General features: G+C 69.9%; 16 protein-coding genes. 9 read left to right on the top strand and 7 right to left on the bottom strand.

Features of this window, described 5'->3' with window-relative positions:
• The 5 genes from ABT336_RS04570 to ABT336_RS04550 all read left to right on the top strand — a co-directional run.
• Positions 1 to 924 (top strand): tryptophan 2,3-dioxygenase family protein (locus tag ABT336_RS04570; RefSeq protein WP_350895111.1); only part of this gene is annotated, 924 nt, incomplete at its 5' end.
• A complete protein-coding gene (locus ABT336_RS04565; RefSeq protein ID WP_350895110.1) occupies positions 921 to 2,177 on the top strand; it encodes an aminotransferase class V-fold PLP-dependent enzyme in 1,257 nt (418 codons plus the stop codon). The genes ABT336_RS04570 and ABT336_RS04565, both read left to right, overlap by 4 nt.
• Complete coding sequence (locus ABT336_RS04560) at positions 2,174 to 3,199, top strand: methyltransferase (RefSeq protein ID WP_350895108.1); 1,026 nt, start codon at positions 2,174 to 2,176, stop codon at positions 3,197 to 3,199. The genes ABT336_RS04565 and ABT336_RS04560 overlap by 4 nt, the downstream gene beginning before the upstream one ends.
• A gap of 67 nt (positions 3,200 to 3,266) precedes the next feature.
• Positions 3,267 to 3,962 (top strand): DUF1028 domain-containing protein, encoded by a 696-nt coding sequence (locus ABT336_RS04555; protein WP_350895107.1) that lies wholly within the window; start codon positions 3,267 to 3,269, stop codon positions 3,960 to 3,962.
• 52 nt (positions 3,963 to 4,014) lie between these two features.
• On the top strand, positions 4,015 to 5,079 hold the full coding sequence (locus ABT336_RS04550; RefSeq protein WP_350895106.1) for an NYN domain-containing protein: 1,065 nt from the start codon (positions 4,015 to 4,017) through the stop codon (positions 5,077 to 5,079).
• 66 nt (positions 5,080 to 5,145) lie between these two features.
• Here the strand turns inward: ABT336_RS04550 and ABT336_RS04545 are convergent, their stop codons facing one another.
• Positions 5,146 to 6,549: a serine/threonine-protein kinase gene (locus tag ABT336_RS04545; RefSeq protein WP_350895105.1), complete on the bottom strand. Its 1,404-nt coding sequence runs from the start codon at positions 6,547 to 6,549 to the stop codon at positions 5,146 to 5,148.
• A 152-nt stretch (positions 6,550 to 6,701) separates the two neighbouring features.
• On the opposite strand from ABT336_RS04545, the gene ABT336_RS04540 reads away from it, so the two are divergent.
• The 4 genes from ABT336_RS04540 to ABT336_RS04525 are packed head-to-tail and all read left to right on the top strand — an operon-like array spanning position 6,702 to position 8,913.
• Positions 6,702 to 7,115, top strand: a complete 414-nt coding sequence (locus ABT336_RS04540) for a YbaB/EbfC family nucleoid-associated protein (protein ID WP_350895104.1) — start codon at positions 6,702 to 6,704, stop codon at positions 7,113 to 7,115.
• Positions 7,102 to 7,443: a type VII secretion target gene (locus tag ABT336_RS04535; RefSeq protein WP_350895103.1), complete on the top strand. Its 342-nt coding sequence runs from the start codon at positions 7,102 to 7,104 to the stop codon at positions 7,441 to 7,443. Before ABT336_RS04540 ends, ABT336_RS04535 begins: the two co-directional genes overlap by 14 nt.
• A complete protein-coding gene (locus ABT336_RS04530) occupies positions 7,440 to 8,594 on the top strand; it encodes a WXG100 family type VII secretion target (protein WP_350895102.1) in 1,155 nt (384 codons plus the stop codon). The genes ABT336_RS04535 and ABT336_RS04530 overlap by 4 nt, the downstream gene beginning before the upstream one ends.
• Positions 8,578 to 8,913 carry an immunity protein CdiI family protein gene (locus ABT336_RS04525; RefSeq protein ID WP_502891104.1) on the top strand — a complete coding sequence of 112 codons (336 nt, stop codon included), beginning with the start codon at positions 8,578 to 8,580 and terminating at the stop codon, positions 8,911 to 8,913. The genes ABT336_RS04530 and ABT336_RS04525 overlap by 17 nt, the downstream gene beginning before the upstream one ends.
• A gap of 321 nt (positions 8,914 to 9,234) precedes the next feature.
• On the opposite strand, the gene ABT336_RS04520 is transcribed toward ABT336_RS04525, so the two are convergent.
• The 6 genes from ABT336_RS04520 to ABT336_RS04495 form a co-directional block, all read right to left on the bottom strand.
• On the bottom strand, positions 9,235 to 10,074 hold the full coding sequence (locus ABT336_RS04520; protein ID WP_350895100.1) for a hypothetical protein: 840 nt from the start codon (positions 10,072 to 10,074) through the stop codon (positions 9,235 to 9,237).
• Positions 10,075 to 10,282: 208 nt separating this feature from the next.
• Entirely contained in the window at positions 10,283 to 11,755 is a 1,473-nt protein-coding gene (locus ABT336_RS04515; protein ID WP_350895099.1) for a hypothetical protein, read from the bottom strand.
• Between the two features lie 287 nt (positions 11,756 to 12,042).
• Positions 12,043 to 12,624 carry a hypothetical protein gene (locus ABT336_RS04510; protein WP_350895098.1) on the bottom strand — a complete coding sequence of 194 codons (582 nt, stop codon included), beginning with the start codon at positions 12,622 to 12,624 and terminating at the stop codon, positions 12,043 to 12,045.
• 226 nt (positions 12,625 to 12,850) lie between these two features.
• Positions 12,851 to 13,147, bottom strand: a complete 297-nt coding sequence (locus ABT336_RS04505; protein WP_350895097.1) for a hypothetical protein — start codon at positions 13,145 to 13,147, stop codon at positions 12,851 to 12,853.
• 1 nt (position 13,148) lies between these two features.
• Positions 13,149 to 13,823 carry a DUF6308 family protein gene (locus ABT336_RS04500; protein ID WP_350895096.1) on the bottom strand — a complete coding sequence of 225 codons (675 nt, stop codon included), beginning with the start codon at positions 13,821 to 13,823 and terminating at the stop codon, positions 13,149 to 13,151.
• Between the two features lie 15 nt (positions 13,824 to 13,838).
• Positions 13,839 to 15,986, bottom strand: coding sequence for a UvrD-helicase domain-containing protein (locus tag ABT336_RS04495; protein WP_350895095.1), 2,148 nt, complete (start codon positions 15,984 to 15,986; stop codon positions 13,839 to 13,841).
• Positions 15,987 to 16,025 lie beyond the last annotated feature (39 nt).

Below are 16,025 nucleotides of genomic sequence, written 5' to 3'. Positions count from 1 at the left end.
CTGGTCCGCCTCGTCGCCGACGTCCTCGCCTTCGAACTGGCCGCCCGCGACGGCACGGACCTGCTGCCCGAACAGCGCCCCGGACCGGCGGTGGTCACCAAACGGTGCCGGCTCGGGATCCGGGCCGCCGCCCCGGCCCTGGCCCGCCTCGGACTGGCCGCCGCCGTCGCCGGACAGGACCCGACGACCGCCGCCAGGACCCTGCCCGCCCTGGTCGCCGGGGGTGATCCCACCGCCGGGTTGGCCCTGCGGCTGAGCCTGCTCCCGGTGTACGTGTCGCACGACGAGTACCTGTTCATCCGGGTGCTCCAGGCGTACGAGTGCATCTTCGCCGGGCTCGCCGCCGAACTGCGCGCCGTGATGGCCGCCCTCTCCACCGGGCTGGCCCGCGACGCCGCCGAGCGCCTGGCGTACGCCCGCGACGTGCTCACCGACGCCGGACCGCTGTTCTCCCTGCTGGCGACGATGCAGCCGGAGGCGTTCCGGACGTTCCGGGAGTACACCGAGGGGGCCAGCGCCATCCAGTCCCACTCGTACAAGCTCATGGAGTCGTTGTGTCGCACCCCGGAGCGGTCCCGGTTGGACTCGGCCGCCTACCGGTCGGTGCCACAGGTCCGCGACCGGGTGCTCGGCGGCCAGTCCTCCATCGACGGGGCGTACCGGGCCGCAGTCCGCGAGGGGCTGCTGTCCGGGGCGGCCCGGGAACTCGTCGAGTCACGGATGCGGACCTTCGCCGCCGCGGTGCTCCAGTGGCGGCGTACCCACCACCGGCTGGCCACCCGGATGCTCGGTGAGCGCCGGGGCACCGGCTACACCGAGGGGACGCCGTACCTGGCGGGGGTCCGCTCCATCGCGGTCTTCACCGCCGTGGGTCCCGGCTGCCCGGTCACGACCACCGAGGCGAACGGAGGATGCCCGGTATGAGACCACCCGACCCGACGACCACCGACCCGACCGCCACCGCACCGACCACCACCGCGCGGACCACCACCGACCCGACGATCACCACAGTGCCGACGAGCCGCCGTGACGAGCCGGCCTGCCTCGACCCGGCCGCCCTCGCCGCCCTGCGCGCCGAGTTCCCGGTGCTCGACACCGGCGTCTATCTCAACAACAACTCCACCGGCGCGGTGCCCAGAGCGGTCCAGGGCGTCCTGGCCGACTACTGGGAGACCCTGCGCACCTGGCGCGACGACGTGTGGCAGGACTGGCACGTCGGCCTGGACCGGTACGCGGACACCGTCGCCGCCTTCATCGGCGCCCCGCCGGGCAGCGTGGTCACCGACGCGAACCTGAGCACCCTGCTGGCCCGGGTGGCGTCGTGTTTCGACTACCGCCCCCCACGCGACCGGGTCGTCACCACCGACCTGGAGTTCCCCACGGTGCCGTTCCTGTGGAAGGCGATGGGTCGGCACGGTGCCCGCCTCGACGTGGTGTCCTCCGGCGGTCCCCACGTCGACGAGGACCTTCTCGCCTCCCGCATCGACGAACGCACGCTGCTGGTCTGTGTCCCGCACGCCAGCTTCTCCTCCGGGGCCACCATCGACCTGTCCCGGTTGGTCCGGCGCGCCCACGAGGTGGGCGCCCTGGTGGTGGTGGACGCCTTCCAGACCGTCGGGGTGGTGCCGCTGGACGTGACGGCCCTCGGCGTCGACGTCGTCCTCGGCGGAGCGCACAAGTGGCTGTGCGGCGCGGCCACCGCCTTCCTCTACGTCCGCCCCGACCTGACCCCCCGGCTGGCACCGACGGCCACCGGATGGCAGGCCGGTGACGTGGCATTGACCTTCCGGGAGTCCACCGGGTGGGCGTCCGGCGCGCAACGCTTCGCCGGGGGCACCCCGTACCCGCTCACCTCACTGATCTCCCAGGTGGGCCTGGACCTGCTCGCCGGGGTGGGGGCCGAGGCGATCCGGCGGCACTCGCTGGCCTGCACCGACCGGATCCTCACCCGGGCCGGGGAGGCGGGCCTCACCGTGGTCAGCCCCACCCCGGCACACCGTCGCGGCGGGGTGGTCTGCCTCGACGTGCCGGACGGGGAGGCGGTCAAGAAGCGGTTGGCCGAACGGAACCTGGTGTGCAGCTGGCGCGGCTGGCTACGGATCGGCCCGCACGTCTACAACACCCTCGACGAGATCGACACGTTCATGGACGCCCTGGTCGCGGAGGTACGTCGATGACCCTCAACCTGTCCCCCCGAGGTCTGATGCACCTTCTGGTCAACGGCCCCAAGGCCGTCGACGTGGTGCAGACCGCCCTGGACACGGGGCTGCTCGACGCGCTGGAGCCGGGACCGGCCCGCCTCGACGACCTCGCCGTACGGCTGCGGGTCCGGCCGTTGCGGCTGTACAAGTTCCTCGACTGTCTGGAGAGCCTGGGCTGCGTCGAACGCGTCGGGTCCGGTGACGACCTGGGCGACACCACCTACCGGGCGGTCCCGGGTCTGCGCGACGCCGTCCTGGCCGTGTTCGGGCCGGACTCCGTCGAACGGGACCGGGACCGCTACCCGTGGCGGGTGCTGCACGGTCGGCTGGCCGAGAGCCTGCGCGGCGAGGTCGGGATGAGCGACGACGACTTCGCCTGGCCGCCGAGGACCGACGAGCAGACCGCCGAGTTCGAACGGAGCATGGCCGTCGGGGTCGGCCCGGTGGTCGAGGCGGTGCACCGGCACGCCGGGCGGCTCTGGGCCGACCGCCACCGACTGCTCGACGTCGGCGGCGGGGACGGCACCCTCGCCGCCCACGTCCTCGACGACGCCCCCGACCTGCACGCCGACGTGTACAACCTGCCGTCGGTGGCTCCCCTGGTGGCCGCGACCGGTCAGCGCCGGGGACATCAGCGGCGGCTCGGGTTCGTCGGCGGTGACTTCTTCGCCGAGCCCCTCCCGGGCGGCTACGACGCGATGTCCTTCGTCCGGGTCCTGCACGACTGGCCCGACGACGTGGCCCGTCGGCTGGTCGAGCAGGCGTACGCGGCCCTCGAACCGGGTGGGCTGCTGCTGATCTGCGAGGAGTTCCGCACCCCGGACCGGTTGGCCGCACAGTTCTTCTGGAGCTACTTCCTGATCGGGGTGGACAGCTGCGTCAGCCGTCTCCGCGAGGTCGGGTTCTACACCGACCTGCTCACCCGGGTCGGCTTCGAGCGGGTGGAGGTGCTGCCCGCCGGGTGGGAGCTGATCTGCGCGTACAAGCCGACGGGGTGACCGGGACCGGGGGTGACCTGGGGATTTGCACGGAGTGGGATTCGCTCGGGGTGGGTATGCACCGGGCATGACCTTCTCGATCGTCGCCCGGTGCCCCCGCACCGGCCACCTCGGGGTGGCCGCCCTCACCGCCACCGCCGGGGTGGGGAAGCTGCTGTCCCACGTCCGCACCGGGGCCGGGGCGGTGGCCACCCAGGCCACCCACAACCCGTACCTCGCCTACGACGGCCTGCCGATGCTCGCCGACGGTCACTCCCCCCGGGAGGTCCTCGACACCCTCCTGGCCCGCGACCCAGGCCGGGAGGTACGCCAGGCCGGCATCGTCGACGCCGACGGGCACGCATACGCCTTCACCGGCGCGCAGACCCTCCCCTGGTCGGGACAGCACGTCGGAGAGGGCTTCGCCGCCCAGGGCAACCGGTTGGCCGGGCCGGAGACCCTCGACGCCATCGTCACGGCGTACCAGGACAATCCGGAACTCGACCTCGTCGAACGGCTGCTGACGGCGATCGAGGCCGGCGAGCACAACGGCGGCGACCGCGACGGGGCCGGGTCGGCGACGATCACCGTCACCGGAGAGGAGCCGTACCCGCTGTGGGACCTGCGGGTCGACGACCACGCCGACCCGGCGGCCGAACTGCGCCGCCTCTACGGGGTGTTCCAGGAGCAGATGCTGCCGATCGTCCGGGGGCTGCCCACCCGCGACGACCCGATGGGCCCCTCGGCCCGGCAGGTCCTCGACGGCGGCACCGCCGGTGCCTGACCCGGACGGCGACACGCCCGGCGGACGACGGTGACGGGCGTACCCTGACCTCGTGGATCAAGAAGACCGGATCGCCCTGTTCCTGGACTACGAGAACCTCGCCCTCGGCGCACGCGACCACCACGGCGGCAGGCCCTTCGACTTCCGCCCGATCGCCGACGCCCTCGCCGAACGGGGACGGGTGGTGGTCCGACGCGCCTACGCCGACTGGTCGTACTTCGACGAGGACCGCCGGATGCTCACCCGGTCCCACGTCGAGCTGCTGGAGATCCCCCAGCGGATGGGTGCCTCCCGCAAGAACGCCGCCGACATCAAGATGGCCGTCGACGCTGTGGAGTTGGCCTTCGAACGCGACTACATCTCCACCTTCGTCATCTGCACCGGCGACAGCGACTTCACCCCGCTGGTGCACAAGCTGCGCGAACTCAACAAACGGGTGATCGGGGTCGGGGTGGAGAAGTCCACCTCGGCCCTGCTGCCACCGGCCTGCGACGAGTTCCTCTACTACGACCGGCTCGAAGGCGTCGACATCCCGTCGCCCCGGACCCGGCGGGGCCGCCCGGCCCGGCAGCCGGAGACCACCGCCCAGCCCGAACAGGACCTGGTCACCACCCCCACCGACACCGAGTCGGTACGCGACGTCGACGCCCTCGCCGGAGTCGTCGCACAGACGGTGGCGGGTCTACAGGGCAGCGGGGTGGTCACCGCCTCCCGGCTCAAGGTCACCCTGCTGCGCAAGGACCCCACCTTCAGCGAGTCCGACTACGGGTTCCGCACCTTCGGTGAACTCCTGCGCCACCTCGCCGCCAACAACATCGTCGACCTGGGCGAAGGGCCGGCCAAGGGCGACCCCGAGGTGTCCCTGCCCGAGCACGACGACCGGGAGGCGGCCTTCGGACTGCTCCGTACCGTCGTCGCCGAACTGGCCGCCGGGGGTGCCCCCGTCGCACTGTCGGGCCTGAAGAACCACCTCCGTCGAGCCCGCCCCGACTTCAGCGAACAGCGACTCGGATACCGGGGTTTCCTCCAGTTCTGCAAGGCCGCCGCCACGGCCGGGGTGGTCGACCTGGCGTGGAGCCCCGACGCCGACGACTACCTGCTGCACCCGGCCCGGTGACCCCGGCCGGTCTCCGAGCGGCGGCTACGACGGCCGGAGGCCGGGTGGCGGCTACGCGGGCGGCGGTCACGACGGCCGGTTGAGGCGGAACGGCTTGCGCAGGTTGGCGAAGGCGGTGAGGTCGGTCGCCTCGGTGGCCTGCCGACGGGGCAGGTCGACCGGGAAGTCCGTCCGCCCCACAGTGACCCCGTCCGGACCGACCCGGCCCATCCGCCGCAACCCGAGCTGACGGCGCAGCTGCACCGTCCGGTGGTCGGCCGCCCCGAAGACCTTGGTGTGGTCGTCGATCAGCGCCGCCAGCTCCTCGCTCATCTGGTCGGTGAGGCCCAGCAGCGCATGACAGGTCACCACCCTCGACCGGTAGGTCAGCGCCCGCTCCGAGAGCGGACCGTTCCGGGCCGCCACGTCGTCGGCCAACAACCGGTAGACCGCTGCCGCCTGCCGGTAGTCACCGTCGGCGAAGAACGCGTCGGCCTGCTCCGACCGCAACGTCAACACGTGGCCGTCCCGGAGGGTGCCGGCCGTGACGGCGCGCGGCGCGGCGGCGAGGATCCGGCTCACCACCCGGGCGTAGAGCCGCACCGCACTCGTCGTCGTGGACAACTCGACCACGCCGGGGATCGGCTGGAGATCGTCCACGAACGGCAACAGCAACTGGTGGACCACGTCGGCGTCGGACAACCGCTCCTGCGGCCGTTTGCGCAGCATCTCCAGGACCAGCGCCTCCAGCCCCACCGGCACCTCCGGCCGGACCGTACGCAGCAGCGGCGGCTCGTCGCGGACCTGCTTGTTCATCACGTCGAACGGCGTGGCCCCAGCGAACGGCCGCTTCCCGGTGAGCAGTTCGTAGACGGTGCACCCCAGCGCGTAGATGTCGCTCTCCGGGCCGCTGACGTTTGCCTCGATCCGCTCCGGGGCCATGTACTCGGGAGTGCCGAGCAGGTGCCCGGTCATCGTGACCCGGGAGAAGTCCGACGAGGCCGGGGCGACGGCGAGCCCGAAGTCGAGCACCTTCACGGTGCCCTCCGGCTCCAACATCAGGTTGCCCGGTTTCAGGTCCCGGTGCACCAGTGACACCCGGTGTGCCTCGGAGAGGACAGCGCAGACCTGCGCGGCCACCACCGCCACCCACCCGACCGGCAGGCGTCCCTGTTCGAGCAGGAGGGTACGCAGGCTGACCCCCTGGATCCGCTGCATCACCAGGAACGGTCGCCCCTTGTGGGTCCCCACGTCGTACACCGCCGGAACCCCGGGGTGCTCCAGCCGGGCGGTGATCCGCGACTCCCGGACGAACCGCCTGGTGTAGTCGTCCTCGGCCTTCGGGTCACCGGCGAAGAACCGGATGAACTTGACCACGACCTGGCGTTCCAGGCGGGTGTCGACCCCGAACCAGACCTCCCCCATGGCCCCCTGCTCGGTGGGCCGTTCCAGGAGTTCATAGCGGCCGTTGACCAGTGTTCTTCGCGCCACTACCGCTCCAGTCACCTGCGCCGATCGGTTACGAGAGGTTAACCAAATCGAGCTCCACTGTAGTGGGTGCCATGCCGTGTTCCGGTACACACTGCGATCGATCCGTACGCTACGGTGACGCCCGGGGCTCGGTCCATGGTGGAGGTGGCCGGATGTGGGCGGACGAAGACGCCCTGGACGCGGCGGCACGTCGACTCGACGACTGGGAGGCCACCTTCGCCGGACAGGCACAGCGGGCAGCGGCCCTGGCCACGAGGGTGCAGCAGCTCACCGGCACCGCCCACAGCACCGACCGGCTGGTCACCGCCACCGTCGACGCGTCCGGGCACCTGATCGACCTGCGGCTCGACGACACCGTCCGGCGGCACCCCGCCGCCCACACCGCACGGCAGATCCTGCAGACCACCAGCGCCGCCTACGCCGACCTGGTACGCCGGGTCACCGAGACCACCCGGGACACCCTCGGCAACGACCCGGCCGGGCAGGCCGTCGTCGAGTCCTACCGCCAGCGGCTCGCCGCCGACCAGGGTGGCCCCGACCGTGACGACACCGGTGCCGCACGCTGACGGCGGTGGGGTGCCTGCGGCCGGCATCCACGTCCGCCCCGAGGACCTGACCGTCCACGCCGGGCACCTCGACCGCACCGCCGCCCGCCTCGACACCGCCCGCGCGGCAGGCCAGCACGTCCGCCTCGGCGCCGACGCGTACGGGCAGCTCTGCGCGATGATGCCGGTGCTGCTCGACGGGCTGCAACGTACCCTCGTCGAAGGCATCGACAGCGCGGCCGCAGCGCTGCGCGACACCGCCGGGCGGGTGCGGACCGGCGCGGACCACTACCGCGCCGCCGACGCCCGCGCCGCCGCCCAGCTCGACCGGATCCGACACCGGCGGTGACCAACCCGCTCGTCGCCCCCGCCACCACGACCGGACCGACCCCCTGGGCCGGACTCTGGATCGCCGAGGACATCGAACTCATCCACACCGGCATCCGCAACGGCAACTGGATCGACGGCACCCTCGGCGTCGTCAGCGCCGGCCTCGACGCCCTCGCCCTCGTCACCGACCCCGCCGGCGCCCTCCTCCAATACGGCATCGCCTGGCTCATCGAACACGTCAAACCCCTCACCCAAGCCCTCGACTGGCTCGCCGGCGACCCCACCCAGATCACCGCCCACGCCCAGACCTGGCGCAACACCGCCACCCACCTCCGCGACACCGCAGCCGACCTCACCCGCGATGTCCGCGCCGACCTCACCGACTGGACCGGCCACGCCGCCACCACCTACCGCACCCGAACCTCACACCAGCACCAGACCATCACCACCCTCGCCGCAGCCGCCGACACCATGGCCACCCTCACCGAAACCACCGCCGGCCTCGTCGCCGCCGTCCGCCTCCTCGTCCGCGACGCCATCGCCACCTGCATCTCCCGCCTCACCGTCTACGCCACCGAACTCGTCGCCACCGCCGGACTCGCCACCCCCCTCGTCATCCAACAGGTCACCACCACCGTCGCCACCTGGGCCGCCCGCATCACCAAACTCCTGCGCGCCCTCATCAACAGCCTCCGCCAACTCATCCCCGCCACCCGCCGCCTCACCGACCTCATCAACAAACTCAAGGAGACCCTGAACCGACGCACCTCAGAAACGGGTCCGTCGAGCGCCGGAAGCGGCGGCCGAAGCCAGAGAGACAAGTTGCTGGAGGAGCTGAGCCAGGGAGGAATCAGGCACAACCCTGACGAGATCGTCGCCATCGGACGAGACTCCACAGGAAAGGTCGTCTTTCTCGAGACCGGCAACGAACGCGCAGGCCTCGCTCACATCACCGGCAGGCACGGTGAAGACTTCATGAAGGCTGGGGTACCGGAGGACAAGATCGCCCAGCTCGTCCTGACGGCGGCCACCCAAGGCGAAGTGGTCGGCAGGCAACGAACGCGCCCCATCTACGAAGTGCTCTTCGAGGGCAAGATATGTAGAGTTGCCGTAACGGTAGGGGACAACGGATTCGTAGTGGGGGCCAACCCAGTTGGACAGAAGCGGTAAGACCTTACGGGTCCTGGCTGACTACGAGTGCTTTCCGACCTGGATGATCGACGCAGAGCAGTCAGCCAACATCGACCCAGTCGAGTTGCCCATCTCAGCTGAACTGTCGACATCGTTAGCTCACTGGGCCGAAGCCTACGACAAGACCCTAAACCAGAATGATCCACATTTGTCCGGCTTTGTCGACAAAGTTCAAGAGCAGAGTTTCTACGCCCTCGGCGACCATCTCGCCCAACGACTAGCCAAAGAGCTTGCCGGCCGGTATCGCGTAGAGTACTTCGACGGCCGAACAAATATGTTCCGAATCGTCAACTACTGAGTAGTGGATTCTCCGGGAAACCAACTACTTGCCCCTGAGAGATACTCGAATCAGGTTCCGAAATCCAACGACGAGGCCACTGGCGTCTCCTGAAGCAACGGTGCCTTCAGCCAGGACTCGACATTGCCCAGCCGCCTTTCCATGGCCTAGAAACTAGTACTACGGGAAGCGTTGTTCGCGGTCTGGACCGTGCTGGTGACCCGGGCGGGTCACCAGCACGAGGTCCAGCCCTGCCTGCGGACGGCCGTCCGGCCCCTCGTTACCCGGTCGCTTCAATTCGTGGGTCCTGGGCCGGATTCGCGATCGGTCGGCGAGGAGGGCTCAGCGCGTAGGGGTGTTGCCGCCGCCGTGGCCCGGACCCTGCCACTGAGGCCGCGTCGGGTGACCGGGCCGGTGAGGTGTCGGTGTGGTGCTACCGCTACCGCCCTCTTGACCCCGCCATTCAGGCGTCGGGGTGGTGTTACCGCTGCCGTAGCCCTGACCCAACCACTCAGGCGTCGTCGCGTAGCCGGGCTGCTGAGGCATCGGGGTGGTGCTGCTGCTGGCGTAGCCGTGCTCCTGCCACTGAGGCGTCGGCGCGTAGCCGGGCTGCTGGGGGCCGGCCGTGTTCGGGTCCTGGCCGATCCGGAATCCTGCCAGCTGCGCCATCAGGGCCTCAGGGTTCTGAGGCTGATAGGGCATCGACTGCTGGGGCAGGGGGTGATGACCGACCCCCGGGGGACCGCTCAGGGGGACGAATGCGGGCAGGTTGGCCACCTGGTGCGAGGCCGGAGCGGCGTGGCCAGGCGGCGCGGAGGCACTCTCGGCCTTGGCTACAGCCTTGTTCAGCTCTCGGTAGAGATCCTCGAGAGCCCGATCGGAGACCCTGGCCTGAGCTCGGACGGCAGCCTCCATTCCGTAGGGGTCCAGGGTGCGCGGGGCGGACGGTGGCTGACGGTCCGCCTGCTGACTGGGGTTCGGCTGTGGCAGGTTCGCGAACTGCATACCCAGGGATCCGCGGTACTGCAGGTTGTTCTCGATCGCTTCGAGCGCACGCTGCACGTCCCGGCTGTCGACGACCGCACCACGTACGTGCTGCTCACACTGCGACAGGCGCTCGACGTCCCGTGGGTGCAGGTGCTTCCTCAGGAGATCCCAGGCTTCGAGAGTGGAATATTTCATGATCGAGTCCTCCGTTTGACGGTCTTGTTAACACCTCCCTACGCCTGTCGGACGGAACCGGTTCAGTTTAAATCGAAGTCTGCAACTATCGCAGCTCTCCCAGCAGCACTCCAGGCTCTACCGAGGGACGAGCAGGCCCGGTCGCCACCGGCCACGACCTGCTGTCCACGCTCAGGGCTGATCCTGACGACCAGGAGTGGATCGAGGTTCAGGACGGTCGGCGCGACGGTGGGGGCGCCGTCCCGGCGTAGACGCTGGGAGCAGGCTGCGTCGAGGACGTCCCCGCAGGTGGCGACATGGCCGGTGATGTCATGGCCGCGACCTGGGCAGTGGCGCTCACCTCGCGCGAAGCGCTCCCCGAACCCGCACCCTGGGCCGCGTCGGACGGCACCTGCGACAACGCTTCGAGATAGCCGGTTCGACCCGCCGAGCCCTCCGGGGCAACATGATCAGCCCAACGCGCCAGCCCTTGGAGGACCACGGCCTCCTCCTGGGAGAAGGTCGACCCACCATTTCTGAGGTTCGAGAGGCGCGCGTAGGTGGCACTGTGCCCCACAGCGGCGGCGGCTTTTCGGCTGTCAGGGAGGGCACCCCCGACCTTCTCGTAGTAATCCGCGATCTGCCGCGCCCACCCCTGCTCGTCATACCGCTTCCCTCTCGCTCTCTTCCAGGCAGGCGACGAACCACCCGACAACGCGGCGAGATAACCGGCACGGCCCACCGAGCCCTCAGGAACAACAGACTCGGCCCAACCATCCAAACCGCGAAGGACGGCTACCTCCTCCGACGAGAATTTCGCCACCCCGCCCCGGAGGTTGGCCAGGCGAGCGTAGGTGGCACTGTGCCCGACGGCGGCGGCAGCATTGGCGCTGTTAGGAAGCGCACCCCCCACCTTCGCGTGATAATCCTCGATCTCCCGCGCCCACCCCTGACCATCCCGACGTTTTCGCACCTTCCCTTCCAGCCGGGTACGCACTGCCTTGCCTGACGGCTCCGCATCATGTTTCGAGCGACCTGCCGAGCCCTCGGGGACGACACAATCGAACCAACCGTCCAACCTCCGAAGCGCGACGGATTCCTCCGCCGACAAACTCGCCCCACCGTTGCGGAGGTTCACGAAGTGAGCGTAGGTCGCTGCGTGACCAACGGCAGCAGCCGCCTTTTGACTATTGGGAAGCGCTCCCCCCACCTTCTCGTGATAATCCTCGATCTGCCGCGCCCACCCCTGACCATCATGCCGGTTGATCCTTTTCCTCTGCCGGACAGGCGACGACCCACCCGACAACACGGCCAGATAACCGGCGCGTCCCGCCGAACCCTCGGGGACAACGCAATCGACCCAGCCATTCAGACCCTGAAGGACCAGAGCCTCCTCCAAAGAGAATTTCGCCTTCCCTTTCCTGAGGCTCCTGCAGTGTTCGTAGGTGGCACTGTGACCGACAGCAGCGGCAGCTTTCCGACTGGTGGGCGGCGCGCCTACGACCTTCTCGTGATAGTCCTTGATCTTCGCCGCCCACCCCTGAGCCCTGCCCGCAGCAGGCGCGCCCGACGGCCCGGGGTCTGCTTCTCCACCCGGTCCGAACAGCACCTCGTCCATCGCGTCATCGAGGGGGTAGGCGTCCCATCCCTCGGCGGGAGGTAAGCCCTCCCACTGCGCCGGATCGGCCTCGTCGAGATCCATACCGGAAGCAGGCGACAGCCCAGCTCCGGCACCGACGTCCCGCCCCTCATTCCACCAGTCAGACATGTCCCCTCCACCCAGGTCGGCCGGTCCAGCACGACGTAGAGCGACCAGGGCAGGTTCAATCACCCGGCTGCGGGCTTGATCACCCATGACGTCGCCAGCGGGTCGAGCCTCACCACGATCGACCATGTCACGGACGAGCCCTACCTCCTGGATCCTCCCGGTGACTCGGGTACTGGTCCCGGGCAAGGACGACGAGGGAACAATCGACAGGGTGCAGGTGGTCAGAGCCCGGCTGCGGTGTCGTACCGGCGGCGCAGGTCGGCCATCTCCGACTCACCCAACGCCTCCGCCTGCGCCAGTTCCGCGTACCTGGCCGGGAACATCTCCCACAGGCGGTCGACGAACCGGACGTCCTCGGTCGCCTCGACCACCTGAATACCCGACGGCTCGGTCGACATGTCCATGATCAGCGGACCGACCAACTTGACCGCCACGTCCCAGGGACGCTTCTGCTCCGCGATACCGCAGAGGTGGAAGGCGTAGACCGTCTCCACGTCGGCGAGCGCGGTGACCTCGGCCGGCTCGTAGCCGTAGACGTGGACCCCGCAGACCACCGCCGGCTTCGTCTCCTCCCCCGTGGCCACCTGCCGGGGATCGTGGCCGGCGTGGTGGTGCTGCTCCGGGTCCGCCTGCTCCAGCGTCGTACGCATCCGCGCGATGATCTGCCCTCGCAGATCAACCTGCTCCGTCTCCGGGCCGGCCACATTGACCAGGACGACCACACCGGCCGATGCCAGCAGGATGGCCGCCACCCCTGCGAAGCGGTGCCGGTACCACCCCGCGAAACGTTCCCGAGAAAACATGATCGCTAATCACCTCGTCGCCGGTCCTGGTGCGTTGGCACCCGTCGTCGTGAAGGTGACCCGACGAGGCGGCACGTTCGCGCCCGTCCAAGCGGCGCGCTGCCGGCACTGCGATGCTCCCGAGGTTGCCGTTTCTCAGCGTGTTTGCCCCCACACTGCGGCGATGTGTGCCATTCCAGCATGGCCGGCCCGATCCGGCAACAGCCGGAGCCCTACCCGCCCTGGCCTACACTCCCTCGACTGAGTCGGCCGTTCGATCCGGGTTGCCCGGTTGTGTCTTCCGAGCTGCCTGGAACTGCGGGGTGCCTCGCCGCCCACCCGACCGCCACGACACGTTGCTGTAGCCGTCCCACCGCTCGTCGATCTCGGCCGCAGCCTGACCGTCGTCAGGCGTCACGCCGAAGTCACACCCGACGGCCGTCAACTGCATCCAGATCGCATTGGCGATGTCCGCGTACTGATCGGGACCGACACCGCGCAGGGTGACGACGATCGTCCGGTCGTCTCCGTTGTCGACGGCCATGTCAGGGCAGTCGCAGACCGGGGCAGCGGGCAGCGAGGTGCTCGCCGTGGTGGCGCATCCAGAACACCACGTCGAGCACCCGGATTCGCTGCACGGCCGGAGGCAGACCAACCTCGGCGTGCAACGCGTCGAGCCGTTCGACGAGAGTGCCGCCGTCCTCCTGCAGCTTGCCGTGCAGCCACTCCCAGAATCCGGCACCCGTCCGGTACGCGCAGCGGACCACCCGGTCGTACACCGGCACCAGCCTCGGACGCTTGCGGGCCAGCAGCTTTCCCGCCGTCACCCACCCGGTGTCGTCGGTGTGGCGCAACAACCTCCACGCCTCGACCGCGTGACCGCCGTCGGTGATCAGGCGAGTCGCCGCCTCCGTACCGAGGTCGACGTCGACCGGGATGCCGGACAGCTCCGCCGAGACCTGTTCGCCGAGCCGACCCTGGAGCAGGTCGAGAACCGTCCGGGGGTGGATCCGGACGCTGAGCAGCCCCACCGCGACCAGGTCCTCCGCCGTGACGACGTTCGCGGTCTCCGGGCGGTCGCCCCCGCCGCCGAGCAGCTCGAACTGACCGCCGGTGAAGGCGTCAGCGCCGGTGGCCAGGAAGTAACGGTTCAGGTCACGTGTCGACCGAAGGTCGTCCAGTACGGCCAGGATCTCGTTCAGCGACAGGGGCTTGCCCACGGGTCTCCTTTGTCGTCAGCGGGGTGGGGCAGGGGGCAGGAACGGGCTGGGTTGGCCGCTCCACGACACGTCCAGCGCTTCCCGGGCCCGGGTGCTGGCGACGAAGAGCAGGCACCGTTCCCGGAGCAGGTCGCTGTCGTGTTGCGCCTGGTCGACCTCGGGTGGGGTGATCTCCTTGGCGAACGGGACCGCCCGTGCGGTGGCCCCGACCACTGCCACACACCGGAACTCCAGGCCCTTCATCGCGTGCATGGTGGCCAGCCGTACGCCGTCGACGTCGGCCCCGGGCTGGTCACGGACCCGTACGGCGGGGATCCCGGCGGCGGTGAGGCCGCCGTACACGTCGGACAGGACGGTGTTGAACCGGGCGCAGACGGCGATCTCGCTGGCTGCGACACCCTGCTCGCGCCACTGGCGTACCCGCTCGACGAGGGCCGCGATCTCTGCCTGGCCGGTGGCGTACCCCTGGGTTCGGGGACGTCTGCCCCGCAGCAGCGACCGGTATCCGGTGAGGGAGTCCTCCCCCTCACCGGCGAGGTCCTCGACTGTCGAGTCGACGAGGACCTTCGTGGACCAGGTGAGGATCTCCTCGGTGCTGCGGTAGTTGATGCGCAACCGGCTGCTGCGTCCGGCGACCGAGATGCCGAGCGAGGTGAGTGACACCCGGGAGTCGTAGATGCGCTGGTGGGGGTCGCCGGTGATGAACAGGTCGTCCGGCCCGGCGACGACTGCGGCGCGCAGGACCCGCCACTGGGCCGGGTGCAGGTCCTGGGCCTCGTCCACCACGACGTGGTCGAACCGGTGGTCGGCGGAGCCGCCCTCGGCCAGCAGGTCCGCGGCCCGCGTACAGAGTTGCAGGTGGGTCAGGGTGCCGGCGGCGGTGAGGTCGGCGGTGAACATCTCCACCGCGTCCCACACCCGGTCCCGCTGCCGGGTCCCGAGGGCGGTGCCGCGACCCCGGCGGACCGCCGTCCGGTACGCCTCCCGGGTGCGGACGTCCTGGGCGAGGATGACGTGCCGGAACTCCTGGGCGAGGAACTGCTCGGGCCAGGGCAGGGTCAGCCGTCGGCACACCCGTCGCCAGACCTGCCGCTCGTCGGCGTCCCCGATCGGGGTGGGGACCCGCCCGGCCGAGGCCCGGAGCACCCGGTTGGCGTAGGCGTTGACGGTCGTCACCTCGACCCGGGCCAGCTTCGCCTCGTCGCCGAGCAGCAGTCCGAGGTGCTCCCGCAGCGTCCCGGCCAGAGCGTTCGTGTACGTGGTGAGCAGCACCCGGGCGTCGGCGGAGCGGGTCAGGAGGTGCTTGACCCGGTGCAGCGCCACCACCGTCTTGCCGGTGCCCGGGCCACCGGTGACCTGCGCCGGTCCCCGATACGACACCCGGTAGGCGACCCGCCGTTGGGTGGGGTGCAGGAACACCCGCCAGGCGGCGAAGGGCTTGTCCAGGATGTCGGCCAACTCGTCGGGCCGGGTGACCAGGGTGATCCGGCTCGCGGTGTTGCCGATCGCCACGGCGAGGCTCTCGCTCGGCTGTTCCGGGGCGTCGGCGGGCCGCCGTTCGGCCACCACGTCGCGGTAGACCTCGTCGGGTGAGAGGCCCTCGGCAAGGTACTGCAACACCTCGAACTGGTCTTCGGGCAGGAGCGTGCCGAAGGCTTCCAGCTGCGGCTTGTCGATGACGGTCCGGACGGCCCGCAGGACCTGCTCGTCGATGCCCAGGTGGCGCAGCACCGTGTCGGAGTGCCTGGCGAACAGCAGCGTCGGGGCCGTCGTGGCGGCCTTCTCCAACGTCGGGGTGAGCTGCTCGATGGCGACCACGTTGCGGACCTCCAAGGCCCGGGTGGCGGTGTTCACCGTGTAGAGCCGCTTCGCCGCCCACGTGTACGCGTCGTCGTGCGGCACCACGTTGATCAGCAGGAACGTGTCGCTGCCGTCGTCGGGGGCGAGCACGACACCACGCCAGAAGTCGTTGATCCGGATGGTCCGCATCCGGGGGTCCCGCGCGTTGTTCACCGACTCCAGGTGCAGCCCCTTGTCGGCGTGCAGCTCGGCGATGGTGAGCTGCTGGAACTTCGCCATCGCCTTGCGTACGCCCGCCCGGACGGGCTTCTCCAGGACGTCGTAGCTCTGCCAGAAGCTGTTGGCGAAGGCGAGCTGCGGCACGGGCGTGACCTCCGGGGCTGTTCGTCGGGGCGGGCGGAT

Origin of the sequence: Micromonospora sp. NPDC000207 (assembly GCF_040300925.1) — a bacterium.
Taxonomy (GTDB): domain Bacteria; phylum Actinomycetota; class Actinomycetes; order Mycobacteriales; family Micromonosporaceae; genus Micromonospora.
The sequence above is the reverse complement of the archived record's forward strand: the minus strand, read 5'-3'. Positions and strand labels throughout refer to the sequence as shown.

Bases quoted from the DNA above. Each gene is read 5' to 3' on its own strand.
- ABT336_RS04565 (WP_350895110.1), top strand. From the start codon at position 921: ATGAGACCACCCGACCCGACGACCACCGACCCGACCGCCACCGCACCG.
- ABT336_RS04560 (WP_350895108.1), top strand. From the start codon at position 2,174: ATGACCCTCAACCTGTCCCCCCGAGGTCTGATGCACCTTCTGGTCAAC.
- ABT336_RS04555 (WP_350895107.1), top strand. From the start codon at position 3,267: ATGACCTTCTCGATCGTCGCCCGGTGCCCCCGCACCGGCCACCTCGGG.
- ABT336_RS04540 (WP_350895104.1), top strand. From the start codon at position 6,702: ATGTGGGCGGACGAAGACGCCCTGGACGCGGCGGCACGTCGACTCGAC.
- ABT336_RS04520 (WP_350895100.1), bottom strand. From the start codon at position 10,074: ATGAAATATTCCACTCTCGAAGCCTGGGATCTCCTGAGGAAGCACCTG.
- ABT336_RS04515 (WP_350895099.1), bottom strand. From the start codon at position 11,755: ATGGATCTCGACGAGGCCGATCCGGCGCAGTGGGAGGGCTTACCTCCC.
- ABT336_RS04510 (WP_350895098.1), bottom strand. From the start codon at position 12,624: ATGTTTTCTCGGGAACGTTTCGCGGGGTGGTACCGGCACCGCTTCGCA.
- ABT336_RS04505 (WP_350895097.1), bottom strand. From the start codon at position 13,147: ATGGCCGTCGACAACGGAGACGACCGGACGATCGTCGTCACCCTGCGC.